The sequence below is a fragment of the Betaproteobacteria bacterium genome (assembly GCA_016791345.1).
Taxonomy (GTDB): domain Bacteria; phylum Pseudomonadota; class Gammaproteobacteria; order Burkholderiales; family JAEUMW01; genus JAEUMW01.
The window spans coordinates 1-16869 of record JAEUMW010000027.1; the positions used below are offsets into that span (position 1 = coordinate 1).

The window sequence follows — 16869 nt, forward strand, 5'->3', positions numbered from 1 at the left end:
GCCGCAGCGCCTGGGATTCGTACAGGTCCTCGAAGCGGAAGCCAAAGTCGAGTTCGACGGTGGCACCCTGGGCATCCGCGACGGGAGTGGGATCGTTCATGGAGGTTCTCGCCGATGAAAATCCAGCATTTTCCCACGGACGCGGGGCTGCACGAAACAGCAGGTTGATTATTAGGTTATTCCGCCCGGAGAAGATGGCGTTCTCGGCCAACACCCTCGGTCGACGGAACATCAATCACTTTACGCTGTTCCAGACCGATGACGCATTGGTGAAGGCGCTTGCGCCGAAGGAATTCGAGCTTCGGGCGCCCGCTGGAGATCATCGCCCGCCTGATGTGGCTATGTCGTTGCTCTCTGAATCCCGAAGGTTCGACGCGCTGTGCACGTCCCGAGATATCGGCAACCGACTGTTGCGCCAAGAGCGATCAGATGCCACAGCGAACAGTGCGAAGACCCAAGTGCTGCTCGAACGGATCGAAGTCGCTGTCGCTGTGAAGGAGATCATAGTCACTCACGATGCAGCGCGTCGCGATGATCGTGTCGATGGTCTTGCGCACGGTCACCCCGAGCACCCGTAGACGCCTGAAGTTCCTCGCAGCCTCCACTGCAACTGTTTCACCCCCGAGGGCAACAAACGTAAGGGTGCCGAGGAGGCGCTTCGCCGCGTTGAACTGGCGGTCGTTCGGGAAACCCTGAAGGACCTCGGTCAGAATCAGATCACCTATCGCCAGGGGGTGCTCGCCAAGCAGGCCGTCGAGTTTTTCCGCCTGCGGCGACGGGGCCCCGCGGAAATAGTCAATCCAGACACTGGAATCGACAAGAATCACTTGTCCCGCCTCATGGCATCGAGGTCGCCTTCCCACGCGACCTTGCCGCGCAGGCGCCGGATGTCTCCTTGTTTACTGATTTGGAGGAGGGTCTTGAGGCCAAGCTCGACCGCCTCGCGCTTGGTCTTGAGGCCGGTGGCGCGAAGCGCCTCGGCCATTAGCTTGTCGTCGATCACGATATTGGTTCGCATGGTGTGTACGACCAAGTAAGTTTGTACACATCGCATGATAGCCGTATCGAGGCGACCGGCTCAAGCCGGCGGGCGGAACTGATAGAGCCAGGTCTCGGTGAGTGCGTCGCCGTTGCCCTGGATGTAGAGGCGCAGTTCCACTGGATCGGTGCCTTCGGCCTTGACGTCGAAGATCGCGCGCCAGCGCCGGGTCGACGGCACCGGCTCGATGAAGGCGCGACCGATCGTGCCCCGTGAAGTGGTCACCACCGGTGAGGCCTTGACCGTGTCCCCCCACAGCGGATCGAGCGCGGGGCCCGCGAAATCCACCACGAACTTGTAGACGCCTTGCGGCCGCACGGTTCCCGGCTCGCCACCACGGCCGATGCGGGTGGCGACGACACGTGCGGCGGCTGCGGGAAACGGCTCATCGGCGAGCCAGTGCAGGCGGTATTTGAGGCGATAGGATGCACCGGCCCGGGCTGGGGCGGCGGGTCGCCAGTAGGCGGTGATGTTGTCGTGGATCTCGTCGTTGGTGGGCATCTCGATGAGTTGCACCGAGCCGGCGCCCCACGGCTCCAGCGGCTCGACCCAGAGGCTCGGCCGCCGCTCGTAGTTCACCCCGTCGAGGTAGTTCTCGCTGTTGCGGTCGCGCTGCATCAGACCGAAGCCCTTCGGATTGTTGTCCAGGAAGCTCGCCGTGGCAGCAAAGGGCTGATTGGTCAGCGGCCGCCAGATGCGCTCGCCGGTGCCGGTCCAGATCGCGAGCCCGTCGGAGTCGTGCACCTCCGGGCGCCAGTCCTCGAAACGGCGCTTGTCGGTCTCGCCGAACCAATACATCGAGGTAATCGGTGCGAAGCCCAGCCGCTTGATGTCCTTGCGCAAGAACAGCGCCGCCTCCACGTCCTGGACGACACCTTCGGTGCGGCGGATGGCGAAGCGGTACGCGCCGGAGATGCTCGGGCCATCGAGCAGCGCGTAGACGAGCACCGGATCGGATGCCGCACGGCCTTCCTCGATGAAGAAGTCGGTGAAATCGGGAAACTCCTCGGGCGTAGGTTCGACGCTGTCGATCAGGATGCCGCGCGCCGAAAGCCCGTACTGGTTCAACGCACCGATCGCGCGGAAATACGAGGCGCCGAGAAACGCCATCCAGTCCTGCGTGCGCCAGTCTGCGCGCGTGCGCGCTTCCTGCAGGCGGAAACCGGCGAAGCCGACGCGTTCCGGCAGCTTGTGCGCCGGGCTGTCCTTCGGCATCTCGAAGTACGCGTTGCTGTAGAGGATCTGCCGTGACCGACCGTCTTCCACCACGTGCATGCGGATGCCTTTCTGGAAGAACTCGCCCAGGTGAAAGAACGTGACCGGATAGGTACCCGGGCCATCGGCATAGAGCGCGTAGCGCGGGTCGAAGCGGATCTTGCCCCACTGGTCGTAGTTGAGGCTCAACACGACATCGAGCGAGGGGCGCGGCAGCGGCTCGAACTCGCGCGCAGCCATCTTGCGGGCGCGCTCGACGAGCAGATCGAAGCTGAACTTCTCCGGTGGCGCCAAGTTCATCGACTTCTGCTGCGCGAGGGCGGAAGCGCCTGTGCCAAGGAGTGGTGCGCCGAGGCCGAGCGCCAAGGCGGATCGCAGGAAGCTGCGGCGGGTGGTGATGGGGGCCATAAACGTTGAAGTTGGAAGAACGCCGCGCATTATCTCGCGGAACGCTTGACGTTGCGCTTTCCCATTGGGCGAAGGAAGACAAGCCGACGCGGTCCTCGCCACGATGCTGGCCAGCCAGGGAGCGACGCTCAGCGGAAATTGCGCACGAGGCCGATCACCACGCCCTGGATGGTCACGCGGTCGGACGCATACGTCATCGGCGCCATCCTGGCATTGGCGGGGTGCAACGTGACCTTGCCGGCGCGCTGCTCGATGCGTTTGAGCGTGGCGTCATTGCCGTCGATGAGCGCGACCACCACCTCGCCGTTGTGGGCCCAGTCGCGCCGCTCGATGACGACCCAGTCGCCGTCGAGGATGCCGTCCTCGATCATCGAATCGCCCTTCACGCCCAGCACGTAGCACTCGCGCCCGCTGCGCGTCCAGGCGGCAAGGCACACCGGCTCGCGGTTTTCGATCGCCTCGATCGGCTTGCCGGCCGCGATGTAGCCGAGAAACGGGAGTTCGACGTCCTCCTCTGGCGCCTCGTGGAAGTTGGTGAGACGGATGCCGCGCTGCTTCTGATTGAAGGGTTCGACGAGGCCTTCGTCGATCAGCGCCTGAATCAGCTTGTGCAGCGATCCGCGCGACTTGAGGCCCATCGCCCGGCACAGTTCGTCGAGCGTTGGCGGATGCTCGAAGCGGTGATTGAAGAGGAATCGGTAGACCTCTTCCTGGCGTCGCGTAAGAGACATGTGAAGGTGCCTCGGCGTCGAGGTTGTGCTTGCAAGTGCTTGGCTGGGCGATATACTAGCACGAGAGAACAAATGGAGAACAACCGATGGAGGATGCCATCGATCGCTTCTTCGACCAATCCGAAGAGGTGCCGGACGCGAATGCCGGTCCGCGGGGCGACGCAACGGGGATCGACGGGCTGATCGAACGCCTCCAGCGGAAGTATCGCAGCCGTATCACGGGCGAACTGATCCTGCCGGCGCGGGCTGGCGTTTTTGCGGACCTTCCGGATGAGCTCGATCCGCGTCTCGCCCAGGCGCTCACCGCACGCGGCATCGCGCGCCTTTACAGTCACCAGCGGCAGGCGTGGGACGCGATCCGCTCCGGCCGGCATACCGTCATCGTGACGCCCACGGCATCTGGCAAGACGCTTTGCTACAACTTGCCGGTCCTGCAATCCGCTCTCGAAACGAAGGCGAAGGCACTCTACCTCTTCCCCACGAAGGCACTCTCGCAGGACCAGGTCGCGGAGATCCTCGAACTCAACGCCGCCGGCGGCCTGGGCGTACGCGCCTGCACCTTCGACGGCGACACGCCGGGCGATGCGCGCGCTGCCGTACGGACCAAGGGCGAAGTCGTAGTCTCCAATCCCGACATGCTGCACGTTGGCATCCTGCCGCATCACACCAAGTGGGCACAGTTCTTCGAGAACCTCAAGTACGTCGTGATCGACGAGATGCATACCTACCGCGGGGTCTTCGGTTCACATCTCGCCAACGTGCTCCGGCGGTTGCGGCGCGTGTGCGCGTTCTACGGCGTCCAGCCGACCTTCGTGCTGTGCTCGGCGACCATCGCCAATCCACAGGAGCTGGCAGAGCAGTTGATCGGCGCACCGGTGACGGCGATTGCCGAGAGCGGCGCACCGCAGGGCAGGAAGCATCTGCTGCTGTGGAATCCGCCGGTGGTGAATGCCGATCTTGGTCTGCGTGCCTCGGCGCGGTCGCAGACCACGCGCATCGCGCGCCTGGCGGTGCGCTCAGCACTCAAGACGATCGTCTTCGCCAACACGCGGCTCATGGTCGAGGTCATCACGAAGTATCTGAAGGACGTGTTCGACCGCGATCCGCGCAAGCCGGCGCGTACGTTTGCCTACCGCGGCGGCTACCTGCCGACCGAGCGCCGGGCCACCGAGAAGAAGCTGCGCGCGGGAGATGTCGATTGCGTCATCGCGACCTCCGCGCTTGAGCTCGGCGTCGACATCGGCGCGCTCGATGTCTGTGTCCTGAACGGCTATCCGGGCACTGTCGCCGGTACCTGGCAGCGCCTCGGTCGGGCGGGGCGCCGCGACCGTCCGGCCCTCGGTGTGCTGGTGGGCACCAGCGAGCCGCTCGATCAGTTCATCGTGCGCAATCCGGACTTCTTTCTCGGCGCTTCTCCCGAGCATGCGCGCATCGCACCGGATCAACTGCTGATCCTCATGGATCATGTGCGCTGCGCCGCCTTCGAACTGCCCTTCCGCGAGGGCGAGGCATTCGGCGGCGAGGATCTCGGGGCGCTGCTCGCATATCTCGAAGAACAGGGCGTCGTCCATCGCGAAGGCACGCAGTGGCACTGGATGGCGGACAGCTATCCCGCGAACGCCGTCAGTCTGCGCTCGGTCGCCGAAGGCAACTTCATCGTGATCGACACGACGGATGGCAAGCAGCAGGTGATCGCCGAGGTCGATTATTCCGCCGCGCCGATGACCATCCACGAAGGCGCCATCTACCTGGTGCAGGCGAGCCCGTGGCAGGTCGAGCGGCTCGACTGGGAAGGCCGCAAGGCGTTCGTGACCAAGACCCGCGCCGACTACTACACCGACGCCATCGATTACACGAAGCTCAAGATCCTCGACCGGTTCGATGAGGTGCGGCAGGGGGCGGGGACCTGCGCAAACGGCGAGGTGCATCTCGTGCGGCGCATCCCCGGCTACAAGAAGATCCGCTTCTACACGCACGAGAACGTCGGTTATGGCAACGTCAATCTGCCCGACCAGGAGCTGCACACGACGGCGGTGTGGTGGCAGGCGGACCCGCAGGCGCTGCTCGCCGCGATGCCGAACCGCTGGCAGGCACTCGACGGGTTTCTCGGCGCGGCCTACGCGATGCACTACGTTGCAGCGCTGCTCACGATGTCGGAGCGCCAGGATCTGGGGCGCGCGGTGGGCGATTCGGATGCGACCTGGTCCGCCACGCTCGGTAGAGACGGCCGCGGCACGGCGCAGAGCTTCGACGGCCAGCCGGTGGACGTTGCGCACGGAATGCGGGACTTCCGTCCGACGGTGTATCTGTACGACAACTATCCCGGTGGCGTCGGGCTCTCCGCTCCGCTTTTCGACTTGCGTCAGCAGGTGGTCGAGCGTTCGCGTGCCCTGGTCGCCGGCTGCGAGTGCAGCCATGGCTGCCCCGCGTGCATCGGGCCGATTCTCGCCACCGACGAGACACGGGGCCATTCACCGAAGCGTGCCGCGCTGGGTGTGCTTGATCTCCTGCGCCCGGGGACGTGCTCGACGTGAATCTGAAGGAGCGTCTCGCCGTGCTGTCGCGGCAGGGTGGCGCAACTGCGGCAGGCGCCGTGGCGCCGTCGAGTGTTGTTCCCGCTTCGGCGACGATCGAACGGCTGCAGCATCTGATCGATCGATCGGCACGGCGTGCAGCGCGACGCTGCGATGAGGGCACGGTCGCCGCAATGCTGGGGGGAACCCCCATCGCCGACGGTGTCGTCCTCGTCGAGCGTTTCTTCTTTCCCGACTATGTTCACGGGGATGTGCCCCTTGCCGCCTTGTACGAGGCACCGCTCGATGTCCTGAGCGACACGGGGTCCGTGCGGCCGTCGGACCTGCTTTTCCTCGACACGGAAACGACCGGGCTTGCCGGGGGTACGGGCACGTTGCCGTTCGTGCTCGGCCTCGCGCGGTTCGAGCCCGAGGGACTGCGCGTGCGCCAGTACTTCCTCACGGGCTTCGCAGGTGAGGCCGCGATGCTCGACCACGCGCAATCCTGGTTCGACGCCGCTGCCCGTCTGGTCACGTTCAACGGGAAGTGCTTCGATGTGCCGCTGCTCGCAACGCGGTTCCGATTGATGCAGCGCAGGACATCGCTGACCGTGATGCCGCATATCGACCTGCTCCACCCCACACGCGCAGCATTCGGGGGCATTTGGCCGGACTGTCGACTGCAGACCGCGGAACAACGGTTGCTTGGTTTCGTGCGACGCGACGATCTCGGCGGGCATCTTGTTCCGATGGTCTGGGCCGACTTCATCCGCTGCGGTCGAATGGACGACGTGCCGCGCGTGCTGGAGCACAATCGCTGGGATCTCGTCGCTCTGTCGGCACTGCTGGCACGCCTCGCCGGCGTTCTCGGCGGCAGCTACGATGCCGGGGCAGATGCACTCGGAGTGGCGCGTCATCGACAGCGCCGAGGCGACGAAGCAGGGGCGCTGCGCGGACTTGCCGAGCATGCGGACTCGCTCAGCGTGGTCGGATTGCTGGAACTGGCGCAGATGCATCGCCGCCGCGGGGAATGGCTGTGCGCGTTGCCGATCTGGGAACAACTGGCAGAGCAGGGAATTGCACAGGCGCTGGAGCGGCTTGCGAAATATGAGGAACACATACGTCGCGACTTCGGCGCAGCGCTCACGCTCACCGAGCGACTGCTCGCGCGACAAGGCGCTCGGCCAGAGCACGTTCGCAGGCGGTACCGATTGCTCGAGCGCACTCGCCGTTCGCCGAGTCTCGTGACAGCGGATCGCAGTAGTGGGCTTCTGGAGAAACATGACGGCAATGAAACGGGGTAGCGCCCAGGCAGGAGCGGGGCGCGTCAGCCGTCCGCCGATCGTCGGTGAGTGCCGCAATGTCGACGACCGTTGCTTGACCGAGCCTGATCTGCGGACTAAGGTTTGGCTTCCGGAAACTTCCCCTGTAACGTCTTGTCGTGTGACAGTGTGTCGGAGACTCGAAACGTGACGTCAGAGCGTACAGCTTCGACCTGGAGCCAGTTCTCGACGCGCGCCGCGCGCGCTGTCGCAAGGCGCTCGTTTCATTTCGCGAAGGCCCACTACAAGTCGGGTCTCCCCGATCCGATTACCACGAATCCGGTGATCGTCCACACCGTTGGCAAGGTGGGGTCGACGTCGGTGGCGGCAACGCTCGAGGGAATACTCGAAGGTCGCGACGTGGCGCATGTGCACTGGCTCACCTCCGAGCACTTGCAGGCGGACGAAACCTATTACAAGGGTCGCGCTCGCGCGTACTGGGGCCGAAGCCAGATGACGCGGTTCATGCCACGCTACGTCTGGCTTGGTCAGCAACTCGGCGATGCGGTGAGATCGGCTCCCGCGGGGACGATCTGGGATGTCGTGACGCTCGTGCGCGACCCCATGTCGAGGAACATCTCGTCCTTCTTCCAGAACCTCGAACTCATGTTCGATTTCTGGCCGGCACAGGAGATGGCAAACCAGCCCCTGGACGAGGTCGCCTCGCGCTTGGTGGAACTGTTTCTCGAATCCAATGTAACGGGGAACTCAGCGCTCGAATTATGTGGCGACCCGCTGACGTGGTTCGATCTCGAACTCAAGCCGGTATTCGGCGTCGACGTGTTCGCGAAGCCCTTCCCGATGTCCCAGGGCTACGAGATCTATGGCGGTCCGAACTCGCGAGTCCTACTGCTGAGGCTCGAGGATCTCGGTCGCGTGGGACCAAAGGCGATCGGGAAGTTTTTCCATACTAACGCAGCGCAGATGACCCAGCGCAACGACGCTTCGGACAAGATCTACGCGGATGTTTACCGGCGCTTCAAGCAGTTGTTGAAGCTGCCGAGCGAGTATCTCGACCGGATGTATGCCTCTCGCTACTGCCAGCACTTCTACACGCCTGAGGAGTTGGCGAGTTTTCGCGCGCGCTGGGGATAGCCGCAGGCCACGTTGCGCGCCGCAATTTGGGCGGCGCTGCAGAATGTGGCAGCATTGAGTCTGCGCGAGGCGCAGCCAGCGCCGGATTGCGCCGCAGTGAGCGCGGCGTTCTAGTATCGCACCATGCCTTCCACACAGTTTTCTCCCGATTGCTCATGTTGACTACCTACCGCCGCCTGCTTGCATTGCTCGAAAGGCGCGACCGCCTGAACCTCGCAGTGCTGGTGTGTGTGCTCGTGATGGTGGCGGTCGCAGAAGTGGTGGGCGTCGCGTCGCTCATGCCGTTCATGGCCGTCGTGACCAATCCGCAGGTGATTCACACCAACCGCTGGCTGAAAGTAGCCCATGACACTCTAGGCTTCGAGGGCGACCAGTCTTTTCTGCTCTTTCTCGGGCTCGTCGTGCTTGCGCTGCTGGTGATGAGCAATCTCGTGAAGACCGCGGGAACGTTTCTCACACTGCGTTTCCACAATCACCTCAGCTATTCGCTCTCGCGACGTCTGTTGGCGCGATACATCGCGCGTCCGTACGAGTTCTTCCTCAAACACAACACGGCCGAACTCGGGTCGAACGTCATCACGGAGGTGATGCGCGTCGTCACCGGCGTGCTTACCCCTGCAACCACCATCGTATCCAGCGCACTGGTTTGCCTCGCCATCATCGCCCTCCTCGTCATGGTAGACCCGGTGGTGGCGCTGGCAATTGCCGGCGTCCTCCTCGCCGCCTACGGGACGATACTGTTTACGGCCAGGCGCAAGCTCGCCGAGATCGGCAAGGAGCAGATCAAGGCCAACCGCGACAAGCACCGAATCGCCGGCGAGGCCATGTCAGGCATCAAGGATTTGAAGGTGCTGGGGCGTGAACTCACGCTCCTGCAGCGGTTCTCGGAGCAGGCCGATCGCCACGCGCGGAACAACGTTGTCGCGGGCCTCATCGCTCAGCTGCCGCGCTATGCCCTGGAGACGATCGCCTTTGGCGGCATCCTGATAGTGGTGATGTACCTCGTCAGTCGGGGGGAACGCGGCACCAACATCGCGCCGATCCTGGCGCTGTATGCATTCGCAGGTTACCGACTGATGCCGGCTCTGCAGCAGTTGTTCGCATCGATCACCTCCGTGCGTTTCAGTGCTGCGTCCCTCGATGTCCTCTACCACGACCTCGGCGGCGATCGAGCTGGCGGCTTCGACAGCATGGTGCGGCTGCAGAGGACGCTCGATGCGCCTGTCCTGCCGTTCGAGCGCGAACTGCGCCTGCGCCGGATTGCCTTCCGTTACGAGGGCGCGCCCTCACCAGCCGTACGTGACCTGGACATCACCATTCCATCGCTGACGTCGATCGGCATTGTGGGTCCGACCGGCTGCGGCAAGACCACGACCGTCGACATCATCCTCGGGCTGCTTGCGCCGACCGAGGGACAGTTTCTGGTCGATGGCGTGGAGGTCACGCAATGGAATCTGGCGAGCTGGCAGAAGAATCTGGGTTACGTTCCCCAGCACATCTACATCGCCGACGATACGATCGCGCGCAACATCGCGTTCGGGATCCCGGATGAAGACATCGACATGGCAGCAGTGCGGCAGGCGGCGCGCATCGCCAATCTCGCCGACTTCATCGAATCCGAACTGGCGGACGGATACGAGACGACGGTCGGCGAACGGGGTGTGCGCTTGAGCGGCGGTCAGCGCCAGCGCATCGGGATCGCACGGGCGCTCTATCGCGATCCGCGCGTGCTCGTGATGGACGAGGCCACCAGCGCCCTCGACGGCATCACCGAGGAAAGCGTGATGGAGGCGCTGCACAGCCTTTCCCACAAGAAGACCGTGATCGTCATCGCACATCGCCTGACGACGGTGCGGGAGTGCGATGTGATCTACCTGCTGGAGAAGGGGCAGATCGTCGCCCAGGGCAGCCACGCCGAGTTGATGCGCGAATCGGCCTGGTTCCGCGCGGCTGCAGGCGAATGACGGTGTAAGTATGGGTGGCGCCGTGGAACGTCCACGCCCCCATCGCTGACGCGAAGCTGACCGTTGGCAAGGGCGTCCGGCAGTCCGATTCGAACCGTCCGTCCTTGGTGCCTTTCCGAGCCTGGAGCCGCGATGGAGGTTCATCGGCGAAGGGACAGCAGTGCGGCGTATCCTTCGTGTGAGCCCGCCGAACGGTCTTCGGCCCGGATACACGAGAGGGATAGCTGGTGGCGCCAGTGCACGTCGGGGTTGTCGGACATCGCTTCCTAAGACCTGCAGTCCGGGGATTCGTCGAGGCATGCTGTCATGGCGTCCTCATGGCCTCGCGCGCGACGGACGAGAACGTTCGAGCGGTTACCGCGCTCGCCCCGGGGACGGACAGCCTCTTCGCGCGTGCAGCGCTTGGTCTTGATATCCCCCTTGCGCTCGTTTCGCCGTTCGCGGGGTACGAGCGGGACCCGAATCACGGTGCGCATCGGGACGTGCTCGAGCGTGTTGCGCCAACTGCTGCCGAGCGCATCGAGCTCCCGTTTTCGAGTCCGTCGCCTCGTGCGCACCTGGCTGCGATGGCGCGGGTGGTCCGGATGTCACACGTCGTGCTATTCGTCTGGAACGGCTCCTACAATACCGGACTTGCCGCGACCGAGTATGCGATCCGATTTGCATGCCTCCTCGGTCGGCCGTGGGTGCACGTCGATGTCGCGGATCTTCGCGTGCGTTGGCACGGCGGCGGTTTCGGCTCGCCTTTCGCAGCGGAGGGCTCCAGATGAAGACGTATCGTCGTGAACAGATCGTCATTCTCGCCCTCACCGTGACGCTTCTGGCCGGGATGGGACTCTTTATCAGTCTGTCGCAGACGTTTCTCGAGCGTGACGTCATCGTGATTCCGGAGCTTGCCGCGGACGTCGCGGCGCGTGGCGATCCCGCTCAGGTGAAGCAGGCAACCGAGATCGCCAAGCTCGCCGCAGAAGTCAACCAGATTCGCAGCGATACCTCAGGCAGCCTGTTCTGGCTTAAGACCATCGGGCTCTTCATCACGGTTGCCGGCGCTATCGGGGGCTATCTGATCGGACTCACGCGCACCACACAACAGAAGCTGGATTTCGAGAACCGCAAGAACATCGACTCGGTGTACCAGGGCATTATCGCGGAACTGGCCGATCAGAATGCACCCATCCTCCGCGCCACTGCGGCTGTCAAGCTCGGTTCGATCCTGGAGTCCTATCCTTCGGAGTGGCGCCTCGACGACGACGAAAAGTCACGGGCGCAACTCGTCAAGCGTACGAAGCAGGTCCTTGCAGCCGCATTGGCGCTGGAGGCGAATACGAAGGTCCTGAAGACGATTACCATCGCGCTGCCGCTGCACAAGCCGTGGGCCGATGATCCCGCGCAGCCGGCGAAGGCGCGCTACGGGGATCTGCGCGAAATCGATCTCTCGGGCGCGACTGCGCGCGATGCCTACTGGGCGCGGGTGGATTTTTCCTACGCCGACTTCTACCAGGCCGACCTGACCCGCGCGTCACTGCGCAACGCAATTCTTGCCGGCGCCCAGTTTCGCGAGACCAACCTGGAGGATGCCGTGCTGATGGGCGCGCAATGCACGGATGCGAACTTCAAGCTGGCAAGCCTGCGCGGTACGGATCTCACGAATTGCAGGGATCTCGATTCGGCGAAGTTCGAAGACACGATCTACGATGAGCGCACTCGCTTTCCGAGCGGCTTCGATCCCCGGCAACGGGGATTGCGAACCGGCGGCCCACAACATGCTTGAGGGCGGCATGGCCATCCCCGTTGCTTCGCTCGCATCGGGCACCCGGCACGACAACTCACGGTGAGCGACCGTTACCACGGGTCTGTCCCCGGACCCACCCTTTGAAGAGGCGTGAACTTGACTGACCGAGCGCTTCTCCCTCGCGATCTCGCTGGGAGATTCTCCCCGGCGGCGCTCGTTGGTCACTTTCTGCTCACCCGCCAAGCGTTTCCGCCTGTCGAAGGATGGTCCGTCCGCAAATGCGACGGATGGACGCTGATGATAGAAGGGTCTCTCCCCATCCTTGATCTGGTCGACGTCGACGGCGCATGCATGGGTTGGGTGCTGGGGCATCCCATTCACGAGGGAAAAATGCTCGGGTCTGCGGTCCGACTCGGACTGAGCGCAAACGCACCCGATTCGATCGAGCGCCTTGAGCGCTACCTCGATGGCTTGGCAGGACGGTTTCTGGCGATCGTGCTGGCTCCTGGCGTCGCCTGCGTCTACCCGGATAGCATCGGTTCGCTGGCAGTCGTCTACGCGCCGGGGCGCGGGATGCTTTCGTCCTCGCCGTTCCTGATCCCGTATGGTGAAGACGCCGAGGACCGGGTTGATCTGCTGTCGGCGCTGCGCGTGGGCGCGACACGGGGTCGCCTGCTGTTCGGACTGGCGCCTCGCCACGGGATGCACCGACTGCTGCCGAATCACGTGCTGGACCTGTCTACATGGACCGCGACGCGGATCTGGCCACGCACGGAATTGTCCGGTGTCGATCCCGCCGATGCGGTGACTGGCGTGGCCGAGTCCGTTGGAAGCAGCATTTCGGCGCTCGTCCAGCGAGGACCGCTCACGATGTCGCTCACCGGCGGGCACGACTCACGGATGCTGCTCGCCTGCGCGCGACCGTTTGTTGACCGCATTCGCTTTGCGACCTTGCCGATTCCCGATCGGACCGGCCGCATCGACGTGAACCTGGCGCGTGCGATCAGCCGGCGCCACGGGCTCGATCATGTGGTGCCGGTGTGGGCCGAGGCGTCGGCGGAAGATCTGGCGCTGTGGCTCTACCGGACCGGCTTCACTGCGGGCGCGCCACGGGGACAGCATGCGGTCCGGTGTCAGGCGAGTCTGGGCAACCGACACGCCTACACCGAGGGGCTGTGTGGTGAATATCCGAGAAAGGTCAGGCTCGATCGCCAGAAGTGGTCAGGCGGCAGACCGACCCCGGAAGAACTGGTTGCACAATTCCCGGGACCCGTAAGAGAGGAATCGCTCCGGCAGGCAGCCGCGTGGCTCGAAGGGGTGTCCCACCTGGACCCCATCATGATCATGGAACTGGCATGGATGGAGAACAGTCTTGGCGCGTGGGGTGGGCCGATGACCTACGCGTGCCCGGAGGGTTACGAGTTCATGCTCTACCCTCTCGCACACCGGCGCAATTTCGAGCTTTGGTTCGGCCTGCCGCCCGAGTACCGCGCGAGCGGTCGGTTCGTCACCGATTTCCTCGAGCGACTGTGGCCCGAACTGCTCGACGTCCCCTTCAACCAGCCCGTTGGATGGCTGCAACAGACGGAAAGAGCGAGACGATTCGCGGCCCGTATCCGGGCAGCGCTGACGGGTGTCGCGTCGGGCGCGATAACCGCCTGCTGTCCGGCCGCCGAACAGTCGAGCTACCTCGCCGAAGCGCTCGGGCCGATCGTCTGATCGACCCTGCACGCCGGCCGCCCGAACTCCGCGACGCCATCGATCGCAGCGCTAGTTTCCCGACGCCCGCAGCGCCGCTATGCGGTCCTCGATCGGCGGATGCGTCGAGAAGAGCGCCATCCAGCCGGGTCGGTCGCTGATACCCATGGCGCGGATCGCTTCCGGCAAGGGGCCCGGCTCGACACGGCCCAAGCGGGCGAGGGCGTTGATCATCGGCTGCGTTCCGTTGTATTGGGCGGAGCCGCGGTCGGCCCGGAACTCGCGCTGACGTGAGAACCACGCGACGATGATCGACGCGAGCAGACCGAACACGATCTGACAGACGATCACCGTGATGAAGTAACCCGGACCGATGCCGCGCTCGGTGCGGAACACGGTGCGGTCGACGATGGTGCCGACGATGCGCGACAGGAACACGACGAAGGTGTTCATGACCCCTTGCAGCAGGGCCATCGTCACCATGTCCCCGTTGGCCACGTGCGCGACCTCGTGAGCCAGGACGGCCTCGACTTCCTCTGGCTTCATCGAGTTGAGGAGTCCGGTCGAGACGGCCACCAGCGCGGAATTCTTGAAGGCGCCGGTGGCGAAGGCATTCGGCTCACCCTCGTAGACCGCAACCTCCGGCATGCCGATGCCGGCTTTCACCGAGAGCTTGCGCACCGAATCCACGAGCCAGCGCTCGGTCTGGCCCTCCGAGCCATTGATCACGTGAGCGCCCGTCGACCACTTCGCGATCGGCTTCGACATGAGGAGCGAAATGATTGACCCGGTGAAACCCACCACCGCCGAAAAGGCGAGCAGCGGGCCGAGCGCCAGCCCCTCCTGCTGCATCGCCTGGTCGAGCCCGAGCAACCTGAGCACGATGGTGATGACCGCGAGAACGGCGACGTTGGTGAGAACGAAGAGAACGATGCGCTTCATTCGAGCCTCCGGGTCGGGAAAGGAGCGGCGGCCGTGGAAACGCCGCCTTGCGCACCATGGACCACGCAGCGAAACCCGGGTTCCGGGCGCGGCGCCAGTGGCGACCTCGGCCGCGGTCGTTGTTCTTTCCAATCAGCGCCCGGTACGTTAACTTCCACCCGTGCGCCGACGCCTACGGGAGCACGTACCCGACATGACGAAAGTTGCACGCGTGGCGCTGTTTCCCGCAAGGAGAAGGCAATGCAGATCTCGGTGACCCGTGATCGGACTGGGAAGATGCGTCACGTCGTTCGCGTGCGGCAGCACGCATTCCCGGTCGACGAGAGCGCCGAGATCGGCGGCGAGGACTCCGGGCCGACGCCGCACGATCTGTACGACGCAGCGCTCGGCGCCTGCAAGGCGTTGACGGTTCTCTGGTATGCGACCCGTAAGCACATACCGGTCGAGGACATCCAGGTCACGGTCGAACGCGACGATCGCGACGAACGCAATGGAACCTACCGACTGCTTGCGGTGCTCGCGGTGACGGGCCCGCTTACCGAGGCGCAGCGCCAGGAGCTTCTCAACGTCGCGGGGAAATGCCCCGTGCACAAGCTGATGACCCAGGCGACGACCGAGGTTCGCACCGAGCTCGCACCGACAGGAAACCTCTGATCAACGCCCACGCGGGCGCGGCGGTGGCTTTGCATCCGCAGAGTCGATCTGCGCGCCGGCGCCGATCTCGAGCCAGACGGATTCGCCGTTCTTCCGCTTGATGCCGAGCACTGCTCTGCGCGGCAGGTGCATGATGTGACGGGTGATCACGTCCATCACCCAGCCGTGGGTGATGGCGAGCACCCGTGCGCCGGGGTATGCGTGTCCGATGTCGACCACGGCAGCGAGGACGCGATCGGCGAAGTGGTCCAGGGATTCGCCGTCGTCGAAGTCGGCCGCCGGATTGCGGCGCGCGATTTCCTGATGCAGACCGGGGTGCGAGACGGAGAGTTCGCTCTTCGGCATGCCCTGGACCGAGCCGAAGAATCGCTCCTTCAGCCCTTCGTGGGGGACGGGCGGCGGCATGTGCCACGTATCGGCGATGATCTCGGCCGTCTCCAGGGCACGCCGCAGCGGGCTCGAGACGATCACCGAGAAGCCGGCATCCGCTAGAGTCTGTGCGAGTTCATGCGCCTGCCGCCGACCGGTGTCGTTGAGCGGCACATCGATCCATCCCTGGAGGATCTGGGCGATATTCCAATCGGTTTCGCCATGCCGCATCACGCAGATCCGGGTCGATGGCTGCATCGAAGCTCACCAGCCGTTTGTCAATCCTGAATTATCGCAGTCTGCGACGCCCATCTCAAAGCCCTCACCCCTGCTGACGCTGCACTCTGGCGCCGCGATGCGTTTTGTAACATCGCGGCGCTACCTTTCCCGGCGACGCGCGTGGGCAACCGTGTGCAGGTGCGAACCTGCGCCCCGGCGATTTCAGAGGGAGGTGACGAAATGGACGAACTTATCCGGATAGTGGGAACCGCATTGGCGGGTTTGGCGTTGAGTAGCGGGGCGGCGTCGGCCGGCCAGCCTGTTACCGGGGGCCCGGAGCGGGTACAGGACTGGTTTCACTCGGGGCAGCGCTTCATCGCCGAAGGCAAGAGGCTGCACCCGAACGACCGGCGCGCCAGGAACGTGATCCTCTTCGTCGGTGATGGCATGGGCATTTCGACGGTGGTCGCGGCGCGCATCCTGGCGGGACAACTGCGCGGCGAGCACGGGGAAGAAAATGCGCTCTTCTTCGAGAAGCTGCCCTACACCGCATTCTCCAAGACCTACTCCTGGGATCAGCAGACCTCCGATTCCGCGCCGACGATGACCGCGATGGTCACCGGATACAAGGCGCGGGAAGGCATGCTTTCGGTCAACCACACGACACACCGCTCCGAATGCGATGCCTCGGTGGTCAAGGCCACCGCGCTTTCGACAATCCTCGAACAGGCTGCCTACGCGGGTCTGGATACCGGCGTCGTATCCACTGCGCGCCTCACCCACGCGACTCCGGCCGCGAATTACGCTCACACCGCCGTGCGCGACTGGGAAAGCGACGCCGAGATCCGTGCGTACGAGAAATCCGCGAATCTCGCCGAAGGATCCTGCACGGTCAAGGACATCGCGCGCCAGCTGATCGAACTCTCGCCGGCGGTCAAGGACAGCCTGAAGGTGGCGATGGGTGGAGG

General features: G+C 64.3%; 15 protein-coding genes. 9 read left to right on the plus strand and 6 right to left on the minus strand.

Annotated features, from left to right (window positions below):
• Positions 1 to 425: 425 nt before the first annotated feature.
• The 4 genes from JNK68_00885 to lexA form a co-directional block, all read right to left on the minus strand.
• Positions 426 to 827: a PIN domain nuclease gene (locus tag JNK68_00885; protein ID MBL8538900.1), complete on the minus strand. Its 402-nt coding sequence runs from the start codon at positions 825 to 827 to the stop codon at positions 426 to 428.
• Complete coding sequence (locus JNK68_00890) at positions 824 to 1018, minus strand: type II toxin-antitoxin system VapB family antitoxin (protein MBL8538901.1); 195 nt, start codon at positions 1016 to 1018, stop codon at positions 824 to 826. Before JNK68_00890 ends, JNK68_00885 begins: the two co-directional genes overlap by 4 nt.
• 60 nt (positions 1019 to 1078) lie before the next feature.
• The gene (locus JNK68_00895) at positions 1079 to 2662 is read right to left on the minus strand and encodes a glucan biosynthesis protein D (GenBank protein MBL8538902.1); all 1584 of its coding nucleotides are present in this window, start codon (positions 2660 to 2662) and stop codon (positions 1079 to 1081) included.
• A gap of 128 nt (positions 2663 to 2790) precedes the next feature.
• Positions 2791 to 3393, minus strand: a complete 603-nt coding sequence (gene lexA / locus JNK68_00900) for a transcriptional repressor LexA (protein ID MBL8538903.1) — start codon at positions 3391 to 3393, stop codon at positions 2791 to 2793.
• A gap of 86 nt (positions 3394 to 3479) precedes the next feature.
• On the opposite strand from lexA, the gene JNK68_00905 reads away from it, so the two are divergent.
• The 7 genes from JNK68_00905 to JNK68_00935 all read left to right on the plus strand — a co-directional run bounded on the left by JNK68_00905 (position 3480) and on the right by JNK68_00935 (position 13738).
• Positions 3480 to 5927 carry a DEAD/DEAH box helicase gene (locus JNK68_00905; GenBank protein MBL8538904.1) on the plus strand — a complete coding sequence of 816 codons (2448 nt, stop codon included), beginning with the start codon at positions 3480 to 3482 and terminating at the stop codon, positions 5925 to 5927.
• Positions 5924 to 7210, plus strand: a complete 1287-nt coding sequence (locus tag JNK68_00910; protein MBL8538905.1) for a ribonuclease H-like domain-containing protein — start codon at positions 5924 to 5926, stop codon at positions 7208 to 7210. The genes JNK68_00905 and JNK68_00910 overlap by 4 nt, the downstream gene beginning before the upstream one ends.
• Positions 7211 to 7375: 165 nt before the next feature.
• Positions 7376 to 8323, plus strand: coding sequence for a hypothetical protein (locus JNK68_00915; GenBank protein ID MBL8538906.1), 948 nt, complete (start codon positions 7376 to 7378; stop codon positions 8321 to 8323).
• A 230-nt stretch (positions 8324 to 8553) separates the two neighbouring features.
• The gene (locus JNK68_00920; protein MBL8538907.1) at positions 8554 to 10287 is read left to right on the plus strand and encodes an ABC transporter ATP-binding protein; all 1734 of its coding nucleotides are present in this window, start codon (positions 8554 to 8556) and stop codon (positions 10285 to 10287) included.
• Positions 10288 to 10604: 317 nt separating this feature from the next.
• On the plus strand, positions 10605 to 11057 hold the full coding sequence (locus JNK68_00925; GenBank protein MBL8538908.1) for a hypothetical protein: 453 nt from the start codon (positions 10605 to 10607) through the stop codon (positions 11055 to 11057).
• Positions 11054 to 12058, plus strand: coding sequence for a pentapeptide repeat-containing protein (locus JNK68_00930; GenBank protein MBL8538909.1), 1005 nt, complete (start codon positions 11054 to 11056; stop codon positions 12056 to 12058). The genes JNK68_00925 and JNK68_00930 overlap by 4 nt, the downstream gene beginning before the upstream one ends.
• A 258-nt stretch (positions 12059 to 12316) precedes the next feature.
• Positions 12317 to 13738 carry a hypothetical protein gene (locus JNK68_00935; protein ID MBL8538910.1) on the plus strand — a complete coding sequence of 474 codons (1422 nt, stop codon included), beginning with the start codon at positions 12317 to 12319 and terminating at the stop codon, positions 13736 to 13738.
• Between the two features lie 51 nt (positions 13739 to 13789).
• Here the strand turns inward: JNK68_00935 and htpX are convergent, their stop codons facing one another.
• Entirely contained in the window at positions 13790 to 14659 is an 870-nt protein-coding gene (gene htpX / locus JNK68_00940; protein ID MBL8538911.1) for a protease HtpX, read from the minus strand.
• A 240-nt stretch (positions 14660 to 14899) separates the two neighbouring features.
• On the opposite strand from htpX, the gene JNK68_00945 reads away from it, so the two are divergent.
• The gene (locus tag JNK68_00945; protein MBL8538912.1) at positions 14900 to 15313 is read left to right on the plus strand and encodes an OsmC family protein; all 414 of its coding nucleotides are present in this window, start codon (positions 14900 to 14902) and stop codon (positions 15311 to 15313) included.
• Here the strand turns inward: JNK68_00945 and JNK68_00950 are convergent, their stop codons facing one another.
• Positions 15314 to 15940 carry a histidine phosphatase family protein gene (locus JNK68_00950; protein MBL8538913.1) on the minus strand — a complete coding sequence of 209 codons (627 nt, stop codon included), beginning with the start codon at positions 15938 to 15940 and terminating at the stop codon, positions 15314 to 15316.
• Between the two features lie 201 nt (positions 15941 to 16141).
• Here JNK68_00950 and JNK68_00955 point away from each other — a divergent pair.
• Positions 16142 to 16869 (plus strand): alkaline phosphatase (locus JNK68_00955; GenBank protein ID MBL8538914.1); only part of this gene is annotated, 728 nt, incomplete at its 3' end.

Excerpts from the sequence above, each read along its gene's own strand:
- JNK68_00905 (MBL8538904.1), top strand. The coding sequence starts at position 3,480 with ATGGAGGATGCCATCGATCGCTTCTTCGACCAATCCGAAGAGGTGCCG.
- JNK68_00930 (MBL8538909.1), top strand. The coding sequence starts at position 11,054 with ATGAAGACGTATCGTCGTGAACAGATCGTCATTCTCGCCCTCACCGTG.
- JNK68_00950 (MBL8538913.1), bottom strand. The coding sequence starts at position 15,940 with ATGCAGCCATCGACCCGGATCTGCGTGATGCGGCATGGCGAAACCGAT.
- JNK68_00925 (MBL8538908.1), top strand. The coding sequence starts at position 10,605 with ATGGCCTCGCGCGCGACGGACGAGAACGTTCGAGCGGTTACCGCGCTC.
- htpX (MBL8538911.1), bottom strand. The coding sequence starts at position 14,659 with ATGAAGCGCATCGTTCTCTTCGTTCTCACCAACGTCGCCGTTCTCGCG.
- JNK68_00890 (MBL8538901.1), bottom strand. The coding sequence starts at position 1,018 with ATGCGAACCAATATCGTGATCGACGACAAGCTAATGGCCGAGGCGCTT.
- JNK68_00895 (MBL8538902.1), bottom strand. The coding sequence starts at position 2,662 with ATGGCCCCCATCACCACCCGCCGCAGCTTCCTGCGATCCGCCTTGGCG.
- JNK68_00945 (MBL8538912.1), top strand. The coding sequence starts at position 14,900 with ATGCAGATCTCGGTGACCCGTGATCGGACTGGGAAGATGCGTCACGTC.
- JNK68_00935 (MBL8538910.1), top strand. The coding sequence starts at position 12,317 with ATGATAGAAGGGTCTCTCCCCATCCTTGATCTGGTCGACGTCGACGGC.
- lexA (MBL8538903.1), bottom strand. The coding sequence starts at position 3,393 with ATGTCTCTTACGCGACGCCAGGAAGAGGTCTACCGATTCCTCTTCAAT.